Source organism: Paenibacillus sp. 4624 (assembly GCF_050435065.1).
GTDB classification, from domain to species: Bacteria; Bacillota; Bacilli; order Paenibacillales; family Paenibacillaceae; genus Paenibacillus; species Paenibacillus amylolyticus_D.
The window spans coordinates 207,324-223,703 of sequence record NZ_JBNDJR010000009.1 but is presented as its reverse complement, the minus strand read 5'-3'; the positions used below and the strand labels follow the sequence as shown (position 1 = coordinate 223,703).

The following is a 16,380-nucleotide window of genomic DNA, read 5'->3' as shown; positions in this document are numbered from 1 at the left end:
CCTACAAAATCGACAAGTACCCCCTGCATTTACCTACTTTGCACGAGAGTGTTATGACACGCTGGCAAAACTGGACGACTCTTGGGAACAAAAAAGTGATAGTTATCCCAGGGGCAATTTATGCGGTCTTTACCGCTATTGCATTTTGATATGATTTTATACCGGATTTGTGAATCAAACTTAGATCTATAGCTCAATATACAAATAAGCGAGTTTCAATTGGGGATGTATATGGAAATACAAATTCCGAAAGCACCTTTATTGGCTATAAAAGCTTGTTTGAATATGAATAACATTCGAATGTCTGATGTGGACCGAATTACCATTTTCGGTAAAATGATTAAAATGAGGGAGGATTATAGACCGTTCGCACCTGCTATTTTAGAAGAATCTGCTCGAGAATATTTTGAGATCCCAGAACAGTATGAAGCGAATATGTTTTCTTTTATGAATATGGTTTTAAAGGTAAGAAGTGAAAAACAAAAATCATTAGGCGCGGTAACACATGTGGATGGGTCAGCAAGAGTACAAACCGTATCCTCAACCAATAATCGACTGTTTAACAATTTAATTGCTTCATTTGAAAAGAAAACGGGAGTTCCTGTTCTGTTAAACACCTCCTTTAACAATAACTATGAGCCTATCGTAGATTCTATAAACGATTCTGTGGTTTGTTTCTTAACGACACAATTAAATTACTTATGCATTGGAAACTACCTTATCAGAAAAAGACCATTAAAATCTGAGGGAGTTATGAGGTTAATCCCCGTTTTACCCTAGTATGTGTCACTTAATAAGAGAAAGAAGACCAGTAATGATGGCGTTCAAAATGGATTATGTTTATGAAATAAGTTTTTGTTATTTTTTTGGTCAAACCGTATCTATTTCAAAAAAAGTTTACGATTTTTTAATAGAAGTCGATCACTCCAAATCGGTGGGAGAAATTATCCAAAACCAATCATTCTTCAATATAGATGAACGGATTAAAATAGAAGACATAGTGGATTTATGGACAAGACGCTTGCTAAAGTTAACTATAAAAAACTGAAGTTTTGAGGATTTTAATCTTAAGGAGGAAAATTTATGCATGAAAATATCGATTCTATGATGATTGTAAAGCATGCATTAGAGAGATATTTAATCCAAAGTAAAGATATTCAATATTTAGGTGAAAGTGAAAATTTAAACTATAGAATAAAAGCAATAATGAATGAAAAAGAAAATGATTTTCTATTAAAAATCAGATATTCTTCTGCTAATCAAAACTTAGTTGAGATTATTGAATCGGAACTTAAATGGCTTGAGGCGCTGGAAAGTGATTTAACTTATAACGTTCCTGGTCCTGTAAGAAATAAGGAAGGAGAGCACATTACCACAATAACAATCGACAATTCTGACGAAAAAATATATGTATCATTGTATAAATGGGTGGAAGGTGATTTGCTTAATAGACCACCGACTATAGAAGAAACAATTAGCTTTGCTAAATTGGTGGCTGCATTACACAAACAATCAAAGAATTGGGATATTATAGATAAGTCTAATGTGCGAGTATACGATGCTGATAATTTAATCTCATCTTATACACAACTATCCCAAAATTTAAATGCACTTATCACCGAAGAAGCTAAGATATGTCTTGAACAAACTATTCAAAAAATTTCTTGCGAAATTAATAATCAAAAAATAACAAGAAATACTTGGGGTATGATCCATTCTGATCTTCACGAAAGTAACTATGTTTTTTATAAAGATGAACCTCGACCTATTGATTTTTCAAATTGTGGATTAGGATTTTATCTATTTGATATAGCTGAAATATTTATGCATCTTTCACATGAAAACCAAAAAGTATTTATATCAACCTATAGTACTATTCATCAACTTCAAGATAATTATGTTAATGTTATTGAAGCCTTTTTTCTTTGGTCAATAATCAGAACATTTTCTTTCCATTCAATAAATCCAGAAGAACATGAAAATACTGCATCTACTTTAAATTGGGTTATAGATACCTATTGCAAAAAATACCTTGAAGATGAAAACTTCCTTCTTTACTAAATGTTTTATTTAAATTCATAAATGCGAATTATGTATCAATAAATATATTAATCGAAAAGTAGGTTTTGCCAATGAATATAACTACAATAGTAGAAGATGCTATCAGAAAAGTTTTAGAAGTTCCAGAGAATCATCCACTTAACGAAGGGCTGTTAGAAAACGGCATCAACTCCCTACGATTCATACAACTAGTTATAGAGTTAGAACTTCAATTAGATATTGAATTTTCTGACGAATATTTAAGTGAAGATAACTTATCAACCATTACTATTGAAGAGTTTTCAAATTATATTATTAATAATTTTGGTATATCTAATCAAGGGTGAGCAACATCCTCCTGCATATAATGATTAAGGAATTTGGGAATGAAATTAACTATTGAACCGGGCCTCATTTCGTTAGCATTTTAATGATACAACTATAAATGAAGTCGACTCGGTTTCGTACTCGATCACTAAGGAGGAGGGAAACTACATTGGAATCCAATTAGAGATAACTTATCTCCAGCCACTGATCGTTATGATTAACAATCGCCACGAAGACTGAAAAGAATACTTTCCTAGGATACGCATTCAACTAGACCTATGGTTTATGGGATTGCTTAAATGCTTCAAGGATTATTCGACGATATCATGCTGAGAAAATTAAATAAGTATAATGAAGTATTATAAATTATCGGTTTACAATTTAATACAAACCGTATAAAATTGATTGGAATGACAATTGGGTATTACAACAACCTGTTTTACTATGATAATCGTTGTTTCGGCACGTTATTAATAACAGGGGACATATATATGTAACTTTGAATGCGGTTACACCGGATGAATGGGCGAAGCTATGTCTGTTTGTCCCACTGACGTCACATCACATATTCTATTATCTGGAGACATGCACCCTTGAGGTGTTTTTTTTTTGCGACAACACAACTAACATGTTTGAGCACTGCTAAAGAGAAGAGGTGAGCCTCCTTATGGGAGATGAGAAATCTTAAATGTTTACCAATTATAGTATCAAATCTACTCGTAAAATCTTAGAGTTGTTATTGAGCCTTTGAGCCATGATATGTTTGTTCCAACGAACGCTTAGATTATCATTATGGCGCAACCTAGAATTCCGTTGAGGCGAAAAATCTTATCTATTTTATATTTTGTTCTATTTTTTCATCCTCTGCCGGAGGGATAGTATTCCATTAAATACCAAATGACATGCGGTGAAATAGTCGAAGAACTAAATCTGACTGGCATGAACTTAGAACGGTATGTACAGAGACTATATAAATGCTACAATTCCAAATTTACAGCAAGCTTGGTGGACGCCACGTTTCACCTGTTCTGGTAGAACTAGGGTCACTGATTCCGGCATTGATGTATCTATCGATACGCTAAGCGATGACGATAATATTGCAAATGCCTCACCTTAAAGATATGCCGAAGCATGTATTGTACTGAACCGGTCAATAAGAGCGAATTATACGATTCTAAGGAGGATTCTAAGATTGTGAATATGATGAATCATCTGTTAACTCAGCCGCAAATGAGGGTTTGGCTGATAGACCAAATGAATCCTGGAACACCGATAAACAATCTAGGCGGGACAGTTCGATTTCGTACAAATTTAAATATTGATTGGCTCAAAGAAGCAATCAATTACATAATAAGGACTCAGGGAGGAATGCGTGCACGTTTCTTTCTAGAAGAAGGCCAAGCATTTCAGTATGTTGAAGAATTTTCTCATATAGATATCCCTTATCTAGACTTTTCGAAATCCATTTCTCCAGAAATGGATTTTGAAACCTGGGTGGAGAAGGAATCAAAGAAACCATTTGATATATATCGGGAACGGATGTATCGGTTCGTGATTATTCGTTTTAATCAACAAGAAACAGGCTATTTTATTAATATGCATCACATGATATCAGATGGCTGGAGTTTTAAACTGCTTACTGAGCAGATTCTTCGGCAGTACAGCGAGCTTGCAGGATTGAATACGGAACCTGTAACGCTTAACGCGGGTTGTTATACCGATTATATTGAAACTGAGAAGGTATATTTTGATTCCGATCGGTATCAGAAGGATAAGCGTTTCTGGCGAGAAATGTTCGCTAACATAGACCTAGAACAGCTGATGAGAACATCCGAAGATTTTAGTGCCAAGCGGCTAACATTCTTTATAAAACAGGAATACGTCGGTCGAATCGCGGATTTCGCACAAGCGAATAAATTGACTTTAAATACGTTCTTTACGGGCGCAATTTCGTTATTTCTGTCGCGAATTACACAGCAAAACAATGTAATCATAGGCATTCCGGTTCTGAACCGTTCCGGTGGCAAGGAGAAGAAGACCATCGGGATGTATACGAGTACAATGCCCATTCATGTTCATATAGGTGAAGAAAAGCAGATTATAGATTACTTCGTTGAGGTTCAGCGGAATTTAACCAAGTGTTATTTCCATCAGAGATATCCGTACAATTACTTGGTTGAGGATTTGCAAATTCGACGCCGAGGTTACGATCAATTATTCCAATATTGTGTCAATTATAGCAATGCCAAGCTCCCTTCGAGTATGGGACAAGTCGAGATCGTGAACGAGGAATTTTTCCCGGAGATGCAACCCTACGCGTTGCACTTCTTGATTAAGGACTGGTACGAGGACGGGACGATACGATTAGATATCGATTATAAGAATTGCGAATATACGGAGAGAGAGATCCGTTTAATATTCAACCAACTTATTGAACTGATTGAACGTATCGTCGCTAACCCGTATATGTCTCTTCGCAGCATTGATATTCTCTCAGAAGCAGATAAACGGAAGCTATTGTATGAGTATAATTCAACGAAGGCAGATTATCCGAAAGACCAGTTATACCATCAGTTAGTGGAAGTACAGGCACTGGCAACCCCTGATAGAATCGCGGTCACGCATGGCAATGAATCCTTGACGTATAGAGAATTGAATGCGAGAGCAAACCAGCTGGCACGGTTCCTACAAGTCAGGGGTATCCGACGGGGGCAAGTTGTCGCATTGATCGCGGAACATTCGATGAATACGGTGGTTTCTGTTCTGGCCGTCATGAAAGCAGGCGGCGTGTATCTCCCTCTTGATCCCGAATATCCTAGGGAGCGTATGCAGTATATTCTAGACAACAGCGGGGCAAATCTCATTCTGACGAACGTTCATATCGATGGGGAAATCGGCTTCAAGGGTGATGTCATTCATCTGGAATCCGATGACTTGTTCTGCGGGGACGATACGAATTTGGAGACGGGGAACAGCCCGGATGATCTCGTCTATATCATATACACATCTGGCTCTACAGGCACACCTAAAGGAGTAATGGTTCATCATCGGGGACTGGTGAATTATGTATCTTGGGCGGCGAGAACCTATATAACCGATAGAGACGATAAATTCGCACTATATACTTCCCTAGCGTTTGACTTGACCATTACCTCCATGCTTGTGCCGCTAATCGCTGGCAATGAAGTCATCATCTACAGGCAGGATGCCGAGCGCTTCGTGCTGCATCAAATCTTGGAAGAGAGAAGAGCGAGCATAGTTAAGATAACCCCGGCACATCTGGCATTAATTCAAGACTATTCTTTGGCCGAGACAGCTGTACGCGTTTTTGTCGTGGGCGGGGAGATGTTCCAAACAGCCCTTGCAAAGACTATGACAGATTCGTCTGGCGGAAGAGTAGCGATTTATAACGAGTATGGACCGACAGAAGCTGTTGTAGGCTGCATGATTTATAAATTTAATGAATTGCAATGCAACGAATCCGTTCTGATCGGTAAACCGATTAGTAACGTTCAAATTCTTTTGCTCGATTCCGATAAGCGTATTGTCCCCTTTGGATCCGTAGGCGAGATATACATATCCGGAGATGGAGTAGCCTCTGGTTACATTAACGCACCGGAACTTACCGCGGACAAGTTTACTCCGTGCTTGACCGACCCCGGCCGCAACATGTACAGGACTGGCGACCTTGCCCGCTGGCTGCCGAATGGGGAAATGGAATATATCGGGAGAGCAGATCATCAAATCAAGTTAAACGGTTACCGCATCGAGCTTGGAGAAATTGAAAGCCGGGCTTGCATGTATGAAGTCGTCAAAGAGGCGGCAGTTAAAGTATTCAGCAATTCGAACGGCCACAAATACCTTGTGCTGTACGTTGTTGGGAGTCGGAAAATAACTTGGTTGGATCTGAAGAACTTTCTTGTCGAATATTTGCCAGGTTTCATGATACCCCAGTCGATGGTAGTGCTGGACAGAATGCCGCTAACCATCAACGGTAAGATAGACAGAGATGCGTTGGCAGTACCAGATTCCAATTCGGAGAGCGCCGAATTAACGAATCACTCTAAGGATGAGGGGTTGCAAAAGCTCCATCGGATCATGAGGGATGTATTGGGCATCGAAGCGCTGGAATGGAACGATAACTTTTATTTCGTGGGCGGTGACTCGATAAAGGCGATTCAGATCGCATCGAAGTTTAACGAGGATGGGCGTTATTACTTAAAGCCAAAGGATATTCTGATGTCTAGCGTTGTAGGAGATATTGCTTTTGAAAAGATATACCAAAGCGATAGGGAACATAAGCCGGCCCAAGGATTGCTCCAATCATCTCCCATCATCAACTGGTTCTTCGCGAACCGTCTAAAGAATGTGAATTATTATAATCAATCTGTGTTGCTTCGGGTATTAGGTGTCATGGATAGAGAGCTACTTGAACATGCGGTTCAACGCATCATGGAAACTCATGATTCGCTACGTTTGTACTATGATCAAGCATTATCCATGCTCAAGTACAAGGATTTAGACCCTGGGATGGTCTCGGTAGATCGTGTTGATCTTTCGATTTATCCTGCTGAGGTCAGGTGGGACTTATTTAAAGATTATGCAGTAAAGTTGAAATCATCCATTAATGTTACAGAAGGGCCATTATTTAAGGCTGGACTTTATGATTTTGGAGATGGAGAACAACGGCTTCTACTGACTGCACATCATCTAGCGGTAGACGGGTTATCATGGCGGGTTATTCTTGAGGATATGAACATGATCTTATCTTATGAAGCAAGCGAGAGTTCGCAAGCGTATATTCGCAGATCCGATTCCTATCAGGATTGGGTAAATGCGTTGTACGAGTATAAGCCCACAATACCGTCAAGTATTATAGACTATTGGAGCAATTTGGCCACCAAGAAACCGACTAGACTTCCAGAGACCGGATTGAAAGAGAAAGGCCCGGGGATTGAAACGCTTCACGCGTTACTTTCGGCGGAGGATACGCATTCCCTCCTTACGAGCGCTAATCAAGCTTACGGCACACAGTCGTTGGAATTGATTTTCGCCGCCTTGGCTAGAGCGCTAGAACCGTATGCCGAGAATCAGCGCGTTGTGATCGAAGTGGAAGGACACGGGAGAGAAGAGATCGGAAAAGCCTTAGCCATCGATCGAACAGTAGGCTGGTTTACGAGTCTATATCCTTTAGAGCTAATCTGCGAGTGTTCTCGCTTATCAGATCACGTCAAGTCGATTAAAGAACAAATTCGTTCCGTCCCTAATAAGGGGTTCGATTACGGCATTATACAATACTTGGAGAATGCAGATAGGATTATCAGCAGAGATTACATCCGTTTTAACTTCCTTGGAGAGGCTGACAATACGATAGGCTCCTATTTTGAGTGGGCTCATGAAGACGCGGGACCGGATACATGCGAGAGCAATCCGATGACATGTCTTCTCGCGATAGATGCCATGATTGTAAGGGGTCAATTGCGCGTGGCGTATACATTCGACCCGCAAGTGTGTGACCCGGATGCTACAAAGCAGGTGATAGCATCCTTCCTGAAAGAGCTGAAAGAAATCATCGCGCATTGCAGCGCGAAAGAAAAACGAGATTACACGCCTTCCGACTTTGACTTGGTCAAGCTGTCTCAAGAAGACTTGAATCAACTGTTCGAATAGTCGGATGAATGCTGATTAGGGGATCTATGATGGAGAAGCTAGAGTTATTATGCCTACCTTACGCGGGCAGTTCGGCAATCGTATACGGAAGCTGGAAAAATCAGTTACACTCGGATATTGCTCTAAGAATGGTGGAATTTTCGGGTAGAGGCAGGAGATATGAAGAACCATTACTTGATTCCGTAGCCGGTATGGTAGACGACCTATACGTGCATTTGCGATTGGAGCAGCAGGACCGCCCCTATGCCTTCTTCGGACATAGCTTGGGGGCTATTCTTGCATATGAACTGGTTCAACGATTAATCGATGAGAACAAGCGCCTCCCGGAGCATATTTTCCTATCTGGTCAAACCGCCCCGCATAAGAAGGAGCAATATCGAATTGACCATGAATTGGATGATCCATCTTTCATTAAGGAAATTTTGAAACTTGGAGGAACCTCCAGCGAGGTGTTCGAGAACATGGAGCTTTCTAATTTATTCCTGCCGGTAATACGAAACGATATCAAGGCAGCCAATACGTATCGATACGTGGAGAGAAACAAAATTAACGTTCAAGTATCTGTATTATTCGGCGATAACGATCCTTTGAGCAACGACTTTAGCGATTACGGAGAGTGGAACATCCATACATCCGTGAAGTGTAAATTGCTGGAGTTTAAAGGAGGACATTTCTTTATCCACGATCATAAAGAGCAAGTCATTCGATACGTTAATGAGACACTGGCGGGCAAGTGAATCGAAACCGTCTAAATGCATGCAGTTTATTGGGGGGGCTTATTATACATGCAAATCGTAATAGAAGGAATTGAGCCCTATAATGAGTTGTTTTTTGATAATTGTTTCTATAATTCCTTCTTTCCAATCATAAGGGCATTCCATAAGGATGAGCTTCCGTTCTTTCTGAACGAGAACATCGTATATGAGTTAAGTCAGAAGGCGAACGAAGCGGTAATTGGTTGCCGTTATCGTCAAAGGCATAGTTTTGCCGAGCTTGTGGATAGCTTGTACTTAGGGGCGTTGACAAAGCATCGATCCGAAGATGTGACCGCTGACATCAAGTCAGCGATATCGAAAGGCAGGCCCGTCATATTATGGGTGGATTGTTACTATGAGCCTATACGATTAGACACGTATCTCAAGGAACATTGGCCTCATACTTTGTTGGTTTACGGGTTTGACGACAATGAGCAACGATTCCAAGTCATTGAACACAAGCACAAAGAAAACCTTTCTTACGAGAAACAATCGCTCTCCTATCATGATCTCCAAGAAGCGTACAGAGGGTATTTACAATATTTCATCAGTGAAGGTCATCTGACATTCTATGAAATTTATGAGCTTGATGGGCAGGAGTTGATATCGGGCGAGTTCGGCAAGATAGAAGTAGTAAAGCATCTGTCGGACCTCTATTCCTCGCAGATGGGAGATGTAGATAAGAGAGGGCTAGCACAATTGCAGAAGTTTGAAGATACAGTAAAACATCTGCAGGAAGAACAGTACTCTTCGGCTACCTACTATTCAAAAGTGGTAGAAGGCTTGAATAAGATAATTAACTGCAAAAAAGTGGAAAAGATTCGGATGGCGAAGCTGATTGACGATCCTTCCATACTCGGTACAATGGATGAAATCGTAAACTTGTGGGTTCAAGTTCGAGCTGTAGTCGCAAAAACACTTTATACGAATCGAATGGGAAGCCATATCTGGCCTGGTATCTTGGAGAAGTTAAGTAAATTAGTCAGTCTTGAGGGATTGATAGGGACGGATATAGAGATATATTGCAAGCGGTTACAGGAAAAATGACAAATGAAATTACTCACGGCAATCTCGGAATAGGAGAGGTTACTTTGAAAATAAATCTGGTCGGCGTAGTCGGTGCTGGAGTAATGGGGAGCGATGTCGCCCTTGATCTTGCATGTAACGGTTATCGTGTTGTAATAGTTGATATTGATGAAATGATACTTGACAAATCAGATGAAAAAATGAAAAAAACGTTCTCGTTAATGAAGATGATGAGTCCCAAATATCGAAGTCTTGATTGGAATGTAATCGATGAGAAAATTGAATTTCATACGGAGTATAAAGCGTTAAGTCATGTCGATCTGATCATCGAGAACGTGACGGAAGACTGGAATGTGAAGAAGGCAGTGTATGAGGAATTAAGGGAAGTTTGCAAGGAAGAGACGTTGTTTGCTGTCAATACCAGCTGCATATCAATAACGAAAATTGCTGGTCTAATGAAAAGGCCAGATAACGTATTAGGCACGCATTTTATGAACCCGGTTCCGATGAAAACCTTGGTTGAGGTCATTAAAGGGCATCACACTTCGGAGGCTACAGTCGAGACGGTCACCGCGTTCTTGAAGTCGATGAATAAAGTCCCGGTTGTGGTTAATGATTTTCCGGGTTTTGTAACGAACCGTGTTCTAATGCTTACCATTAATGAAAGCATCTGGCTCGTCCATGATCGAGTTGGGCGACCGCAGGATGTCGACAAAATTTTCCGGCTTGGATTCGGTCATGAGATGGGCCCACTTGCTACGGGGGATTTGATCGGGTTGGATACGATATTGAAATCCCTAGAAGTATTACATGACAGCTACAACGATCCTAAATATCGGCCTTGCCCGTTGCTTAGAAAAATGGTTGATGCTGGGCTGTTAGGCAAAAAATCAGGGCAAGGATTCTATACGTATGACAAAAGAAATTAAGTGCGTGGTATGGGACCTTGACGAGACGTTATGGGATGGTACTTTGCTGGAATCCGAACAAGTTCGGCTCAAGCCGGGAATGAAAGAGATTTTGCACGTGCTAGACGAACGGGGAATTCTACAATCTGTTTGCAGCAAGAACGATTATAATCACGCCATGACGGCATTGAAAGAGCGGGGCTTAGACCATTTGTTCATATATCCGCAGATTGGATGGGACGCTAAATCTATCCTGATCGGCAATATTCAAAGGGAACTGAATATCGGCTTCGACTCCATTCTCTTCATTGACGATCAGATGTTTGAGTTGGATGAAGTTAAGAGCGTTCATCCGGATATTTTCTGCATGCAGACTATCGATCAGAGAACGTTTTTGGATATTGCAGAGCTAAATCCCAAGTTTATTACTGTAGATTCTGCTCGGAGAAGGTCCATGTATATGGATGACATGCAACGCAAACAAGATGAACAAACGTATAACGGGCCGAAAGAGCAATTTTTATCTCAGCTGAACATGGAATTTATAATCTCTCCTGCGACGGAGGAGGATCTGGCCCGAGCTTCTGAGCTTACGGTCAGGACACACCAGCTTAACGCAACGGGGGTCACTTATGATCACGATGAGTTAAATCGATTTAGACAGAGCGACAGTCATCGTCTGTACCTATGCGAATTGACGGATAAATACGGAACATACGGGAAGATCGGATTGGTATTGGCGGAAATTACAGATACGCACTGGCACCTCAAGCTCCTGCTCATGTCATGCAGGGTTATGTCAAGAGGGGTAGGCACCATTCTGCTATCTTTCATGATGGATCAAGCCAAAAAAGATGGTAAGAAAATGCTGGCAGATTTCAGAAAGACAGATCGCAATAAAATGATGTATATCACTTACCGCTTTGCAAATTTTAAAGAAATCGATGTACGAGAAGACGGGGAACTTTTGCTTTTGGAGAATGATTTATCGGTCGTGCAAAAATATCCGGAGTATATTCGTATCATCGTTAAAGAAAGGTGACGGCCATGGAACATTCAGAAGCAGCAGTATTAATTAGAGGGTTTATCGGAAAACATCTAGTTGTCTTTGATGATGACGCAACATTTACCGATGAAGACCATATTTTTCAGATGGGATTCGTTAATTCTCTATTCGCAATGGAGATGGTTGGATTCGTAGAACGCGAATTCGGGATCACCGTCGAAGGCGATGACCTGGACATCGCGAATTTTAGTTCCGTCCGTAACATCCTTCGTTTCGTTGAGCAAAAACGTACGGTGATGTAGCTATGGTCGATCATCAGGAGCATTTTCTTAAAGAAGCAGAGCAATTCGTTAAACATAACATCGATCCATATGCAACTTCCTTTGACAGAAGCGAGATGCTTCCAAGAGAGATGATAGATAAACTTGCGGAGAAGAAGTATTTGTCAGCCAATCTTCCTATCAAATATGGGGGCCTAGAGCTTTCTCCTGTGAATTATGGCAAGTTTACCGAAATAATCGGGAAGTCGTGTTCTGCTGTTCGTACATTAATCACAGTTCACTCCACGCTTGTCGGAGAATCGATATCCAGATGGGGAACAGCGAATCAAAAGGATAAATGGTTGCCGCTAATCAGTGCAGGTAGCGTACTGGGCGCATTCGCGCTATCTGAACCCGACACGGGGTCTGACGCTAAAGGAATCCAAACGACATACCGGCGAACAGCAGATGGGTATATCCTGAATGGCAGGAAGAAGTGGATTTCTTTCGGTGGTATCGCAAATGTCTTTCTTACTATCGCAAAAGACGAATCTAGCGAGAGCATCACGGCATTTCTAGTCGAGCGGGAATCTAAAGGTCTTTGCTCGACCCCAATTTCCGGCATGCTGGCGGGAAGAGCCACGCACCTAGCGGAAATCGAACTAGATCATGTTGAGGTTCCCGCCGGCAATGTGCTGGGGAAGGTGGGAAGCGGGTTTACGTACGTTGTCAATCATGCACTAGACCATGGACGTTATAGCATTGCTTGGGCTGGGGTCGCTATTGCTCAAGCTGCTCTTGAGGAAATGGTGAAATACACGAGAACCCGAAGTCAATTCGGTAAAAAATTATGTGAGTTTGAGTCGGTTCAAACTATTATCTCGAACGCAACGATAGATGTTGAGGCCGCAAGGTCTTATTGTATACGTGCGGGGGAATTGAGAGGCAGTCGTGATCCGGAAGGGATCATGATGACCACTATGGCCAAAATATTTTCCTCCCGTGTAGCAATGAAAGTATGTACAGATGCTGTTCAACTTCATGGAGCCAATGGCCTTCATTCCGATTTCAAGGCAGAGCGATTGTTCAGGGAAGCGAAAGTATTGGAGATTATCGAAGGTAACACGCAAGTTTTGGAGAAGGTAGTGTCCGGAGCTGTTTTATCGAAATACATGTCGTCGTAAGCGAGGTATAACAATGTACAGAAATAAGGCCAAGATCGTAATTGGCATCGTCTTATTATGGTGCGCTCAGATATGGGGAGCCTCCGCAGCGGGAGCGAGCGCAATAGACGATAAGGTCATTCAAGAAATCGATGGGTATATTGTAAAGCTTATGGAGGAATCAGGTATTCCCGGTCTTGCGGTCTCCATTGTGCAGGAAGGACAGGTAGCTTACGATCGAAACTTCGGATATGCGGATGTAAAGAAGAAACTGCCTGTCACCAATCAAACGAGATTTGAGCTAGGTTCGACTACGAAGGCCTTTACCGCTCTTGGAATTTTGAATCTGGAGGACGAAGGCAAATTAAAGTTGACCGATACGGTAGAAGCTTATCTTCCGTGGTTCCATATGGAATTCGAGGGTGAGCGAGAGGCAATCACCATTGGTCAGCTATTGCACCATACATCGGGCATCCCATATAACACGATCGGAGATATCCCTACGGAAGATTCGCCAACCGCCTTGGAAGAAACGGTAAGGAGGTTGGTCGGTACCGAGCTTGTCGAGAAACCGGGGAAGCAATTCGAATATGCGACCATTAATTACGACATACTCGGCTATATCATACAAACCGTATCTGGACAAACCTATCAGGATTATATCCGAGAGCACATTCTCAAGCCACTGGCTTTGAACGGTTCTGTCTTTTACGACGAGTACGACCAAGTACCGAATTTAGCGAAAGGTTACAAACCAGCCTTCTATCGTTATCGGGATTACTCGGCTCCTCTCTACACAGGAAATACGCCAGCAGGATACCTAATTACGACGAAGAATGATATGGTGCGCTGGTTACAAATACAGCTTGGGATCGTTGAAGATATACCCGAGAGGTTAAAGAAACTGGTCGCAAAATCGCAAGTCCCGGATCGATCCGTCTATCCGTCCATGGACGGGAGCTCCTATGCAATGGGGTGGTCCGTCTTTCAAATCGGTAGCGGTGAATTGTCGCATCTAGGGGCTAACCCTAATTACTCGTCGTACTTTGGATTCCGGCCGAATGATGGGATTGCCGTAGTTGTCATGGCGAATGCCAATTCAGACTATACGAATCTGATCGGCCATAATGTGATGAGAATGCTGTTGCATCAGGAAGTAACAAGCCTTAATTCCGATTTCTATAAAAAAATTGATAAGATGTCATCTTCAGTAACGGTTCTCTTTATTGGTATCGGACTATTATCGTTATGGATGTTAGCCAGGTTGATGGTAGAGATTCTTAGAGGTATCCGACGCTTTGTTGGATTATCATTCAAGCGCATCCTATTCATTGTCTCGGGAGCGGCTTTTGTTCTAAGCTTGCTAATTGCGATCTATTTCCTTCCGGATGTCATGTTCTCCGGAATGCCTTGGAAGTTTGTGCTGGTGTGGGGACCGTTGAGTATTCCATCAGCGATTATAGCTATATCGGCGACGGCACTGATTTATTATTTATATCTAGCAGGCTCCATTCTCTTCGTAAAGCAGAATAACAGTTCGCTAGTCAATATCGCTCTAATGAGTGTCATGAGCGGATTCGGCAATGCTTTCTTGATTTTTGTCATCAACCAGCAATTGGTCCAAATGAACGGCGATCAATGGGCCGTGGGGTTAATGTATTACTTCGGAATTGGCTTACTATTGTATGTTGCGGGTCAGCGTCTGCTTAGGAAACGATTGATCGTCATCACGAACGACAATGTGTACCGCAAGAGAATGCAGATCATCGATACGATTCTGCGTGCAAGATATCAGACTGTCGAGAAGTACGGTAGAGATAAGATCATGGCCAGTTTGAATAATGACACGGAAGTCGTAAGCACTTCCATCAACGTGGTTATAGGAGGACTTACAAACCTTGTTACATTGATTTGTTGCCTTGTATATCTCGGTACGTTAAGCTTGCCAGGGCTTCTCATATCTGTTCTATTAATCGGGCTGGCTGTGGGTGCTTATGCCATCGTGTCTCGACAAGCGGAACGTCTATGGGAAGAAACAAGAGATATGCAAAATGCATTCTTCCGGTTTATCAATCATTTGATTTACGGTTTTAAGGAGCTAAGCTTGTCGGCTCGTAAACGCAAGGAGTTTCGAGAAGATATGAACGAAATTAGCAATGCTTACCGGCAGAAGCGTGCACAAGGCGATATCGCCTTTGCTAACGTGTTTGTCCTTGGAGAACTTCTATTTACAATCGTGATCGGCAGCATCGCCTTCTTACTGCCTATGCTATTCAAGGATATATTGAGCGAAACCCTGAGGGGTTTCGTTTTTGTTTTCCTGTATATGACAGGACCCATTAATGGCATTCTTAACTGCATTCCGCAAGCTACCCAAATGAAGATTAGCTGGAAGCGGATAAACGATCTCCTTCATGAAGTATCGAGTATTGCACCCTCCAAGGAAGAGATTACAGCAGTTGATCGAAGGGAAGCACAAAAGATCGATGTGATCGATGTAGCTTTTCATTATGGGGGCGATTCTTCCACATTCGGGATCGGGCCCATCAGCTGCAGCTTCGCGAAAGGACAAATCGTATTCATCACAGGCGGAAACGGAAGCGGGAAAACAACATTCGGTAAGCTGTTGACGGGTTTGTACGAACCTGCCGCTGGGAGCATTCACATTGACGGACATGTTGCGAATCCTGCAGATATTGGCGAGGTGTTCTCTCCGGTGTTTAGCGATTATCACTTGTTCGAGAAGCTATATGGGATTGATACGAAGGGACGCGACTCTGAAGTAGCCCGTTATCTAACCTTGCTGGGGTTGGAAGAGAAGGTTGCCGTTCTGAACAATGAGTTCAGTACAATTGACCTATCCGCGGGGCAACGAAAACGACTAGCTTTGTTCATGAGTTATTTGGACGATCGACCTTTCTTGTTCTTCGACGAGTGGGCTGCAGATCAAGATCCGGAATTCAGAAGGTTCTTTTACACCGAGCTGTTGCCTAATTTGAGAGCAAAAGGGAAGGGCGTAATCGCGATTACGCATGACGATCAATATTACGGCGTTGCTGATAGAGTACTCAAATTTGAGCTAGGAAAGTTACAAGGGACATAAAAATTTATGCATGACTGACGTTCAAGAGAGATGGGGAGGAAATGAATTTTTTTGAAAAAGAATGTTCGTTTTTTGTTTGATATGCCTCTGATGCAATTAAATGGGAGCCAAACATAAATCTC

Annotated in this window: 11 protein-coding genes; all 11 read left to right on the top strand. The window is 41.9% G+C overall.

The window, feature by feature from the left end; all coding sequences use genetic code 11:
* The first annotated feature begins 231 nt into the window (after nt 1–231).
* The gene (locus tag ABIE27_RS20775; RefSeq protein WP_429351389.1) at nt 232–780 is read left to right on the top strand and encodes a carbamoyltransferase C-terminal domain-containing protein; all 549 of its coding nucleotides are present in this window, start codon (nt 232–234) and stop codon (nt 778–780) included.
* Nucleotides 781–1,083: 303 nt separating this feature from the next.
* A complete protein-coding gene (locus ABIE27_RS20770; protein WP_123064843.1) occupies nt 1,084–2,061 on the top strand; it encodes a phosphotransferase enzyme family protein in 978 nt (325 codons plus the stop codon).
* A 71-nt stretch (nt 2,062–2,132) separates the two neighbouring features.
* Nucleotides 2,133–2,387, top strand: coding sequence for a phosphopantetheine-binding protein (locus ABIE27_RS20765; protein ID WP_123064844.1), 255 nt, complete (start codon nt 2,133–2,135; stop codon nt 2,385–2,387).
* 1,111 nt (nt 2,388–3,498) lie between these two features.
* Nucleotides 3,499–8,037 carry an amino acid adenylation domain-containing protein gene (locus ABIE27_RS20760; protein WP_429351388.1) on the top strand — a complete coding sequence of 1,513 codons (4,539 nt, stop codon included), beginning with the start codon at nt 3,499–3,501 and terminating at the stop codon, nt 8,035–8,037.
* A 29-nt stretch (nt 8,038–8,066) separates the two neighbouring features.
* Complete coding sequence (locus tag ABIE27_RS20755; RefSeq protein WP_429351387.1) at nt 8,067–8,774, top strand: thioesterase II family protein; 708 nt, start codon at nt 8,067–8,069, stop codon at nt 8,772–8,774.
* Nucleotides 8,775–8,822: 48 nt separating this feature from the next.
* Nucleotides 8,823–9,839: a BtrH N-terminal domain-containing protein gene (locus ABIE27_RS20750; protein WP_429351386.1), complete on the top strand. Its 1,017-nt coding sequence runs from the start codon at nt 8,823–8,825 to the stop codon at nt 9,837–9,839.
* A 44-nt stretch (nt 9,840–9,883) separates the two neighbouring features.
* On the top strand, nt 9,884–10,747 hold the full coding sequence (locus ABIE27_RS20745; protein ID WP_275670038.1) for a 3-hydroxyacyl-CoA dehydrogenase family protein: 864 nt from the start codon (nt 9,884–9,886) through the stop codon (nt 10,745–10,747).
* Complete coding sequence (locus tag ABIE27_RS20740) at nt 10,731–11,768, top strand: HAD-IIIC family phosphatase (RefSeq protein WP_123064849.1); 1,038 nt, start codon at nt 10,731–10,733, stop codon at nt 11,766–11,768. The genes ABIE27_RS20745 and ABIE27_RS20740 overlap by 17 nt, the downstream gene beginning before the upstream one ends.
* 5 nt (nt 11,769–11,773) lie before the next feature.
* Nucleotides 11,774–12,034: an acyl carrier protein gene (locus ABIE27_RS20735; protein ID WP_123064850.1), complete on the top strand. Its 261-nt coding sequence runs from the start codon at nt 11,774–11,776 to the stop codon at nt 12,032–12,034.
* A 2-nt stretch (nt 12,035–12,036) separates the two neighbouring features.
* Nucleotides 12,037–13,176 (top strand): acyl-CoA dehydrogenase family protein, encoded by a 1,140-nt coding sequence (locus ABIE27_RS20730; RefSeq protein WP_123064851.1) that lies wholly within the window; start codon nt 12,037–12,039, stop codon nt 13,174–13,176.
* 13 nt (nt 13,177–13,189) lie between these two features.
* Nucleotides 13,190–16,258: a cyclic peptide export ABC transporter gene (locus ABIE27_RS20725; protein ID WP_429351385.1), complete on the top strand. Its 3,069-nt coding sequence runs from the start codon at nt 13,190–13,192 to the stop codon at nt 16,256–16,258.
* Nucleotides 16,259–16,380 lie beyond the last annotated feature (122 nt).

What these genes read in the sequence shown, in the direction of transcription:
- ABIE27_RS20775 (WP_429351389.1), top strand. Translation starts at nt 232, where the DNA reads ATGGAAATACAAATTCCGAAAGCACCTTTATTGGCTATAAAAGCTTGT.
- ABIE27_RS20770 (WP_123064843.1), top strand. Translation starts at nt 1,084, where the DNA reads ATGCATGAAAATATCGATTCTATGATGATTGTAAAGCATGCATTAGAG.
- ABIE27_RS20765 (WP_123064844.1), top strand. Translation starts at nt 2,133, where the DNA reads ATGAATATAACTACAATAGTAGAAGATGCTATCAGAAAAGTTTTAGAA.
- ABIE27_RS20760 (WP_429351388.1), top strand. Translation starts at nt 3,499, where the DNA reads ATGTATTGTACTGAACCGGTCAATAAGAGCGAATTATACGATTCTAAG.
- ABIE27_RS20755 (WP_429351387.1), top strand. Translation starts at nt 8,067, where the DNA reads ATGGAGAAGCTAGAGTTATTATGCCTACCTTACGCGGGCAGTTCGGCA.
- ABIE27_RS20750 (WP_429351386.1), top strand. Translation starts at nt 8,823, where the DNA reads ATGCAAATCGTAATAGAAGGAATTGAGCCCTATAATGAGTTGTTTTTT.
- ABIE27_RS20740 (WP_123064849.1), top strand. Translation starts at nt 10,731, where the DNA reads ATGACAAAAGAAATTAAGTGCGTGGTATGGGACCTTGACGAGACGTTA.
- ABIE27_RS20735 (WP_123064850.1), top strand. Translation starts at nt 11,774, where the DNA reads ATGGAACATTCAGAAGCAGCAGTATTAATTAGAGGGTTTATCGGAAAA.
- ABIE27_RS20730 (WP_123064851.1), top strand. Translation starts at nt 12,037, where the DNA reads ATGGTCGATCATCAGGAGCATTTTCTTAAAGAAGCAGAGCAATTCGTT.
- ABIE27_RS20725 (WP_429351385.1), top strand. Translation starts at nt 13,190, where the DNA reads ATGTACAGAAATAAGGCCAAGATCGTAATTGGCATCGTCTTATTATGG.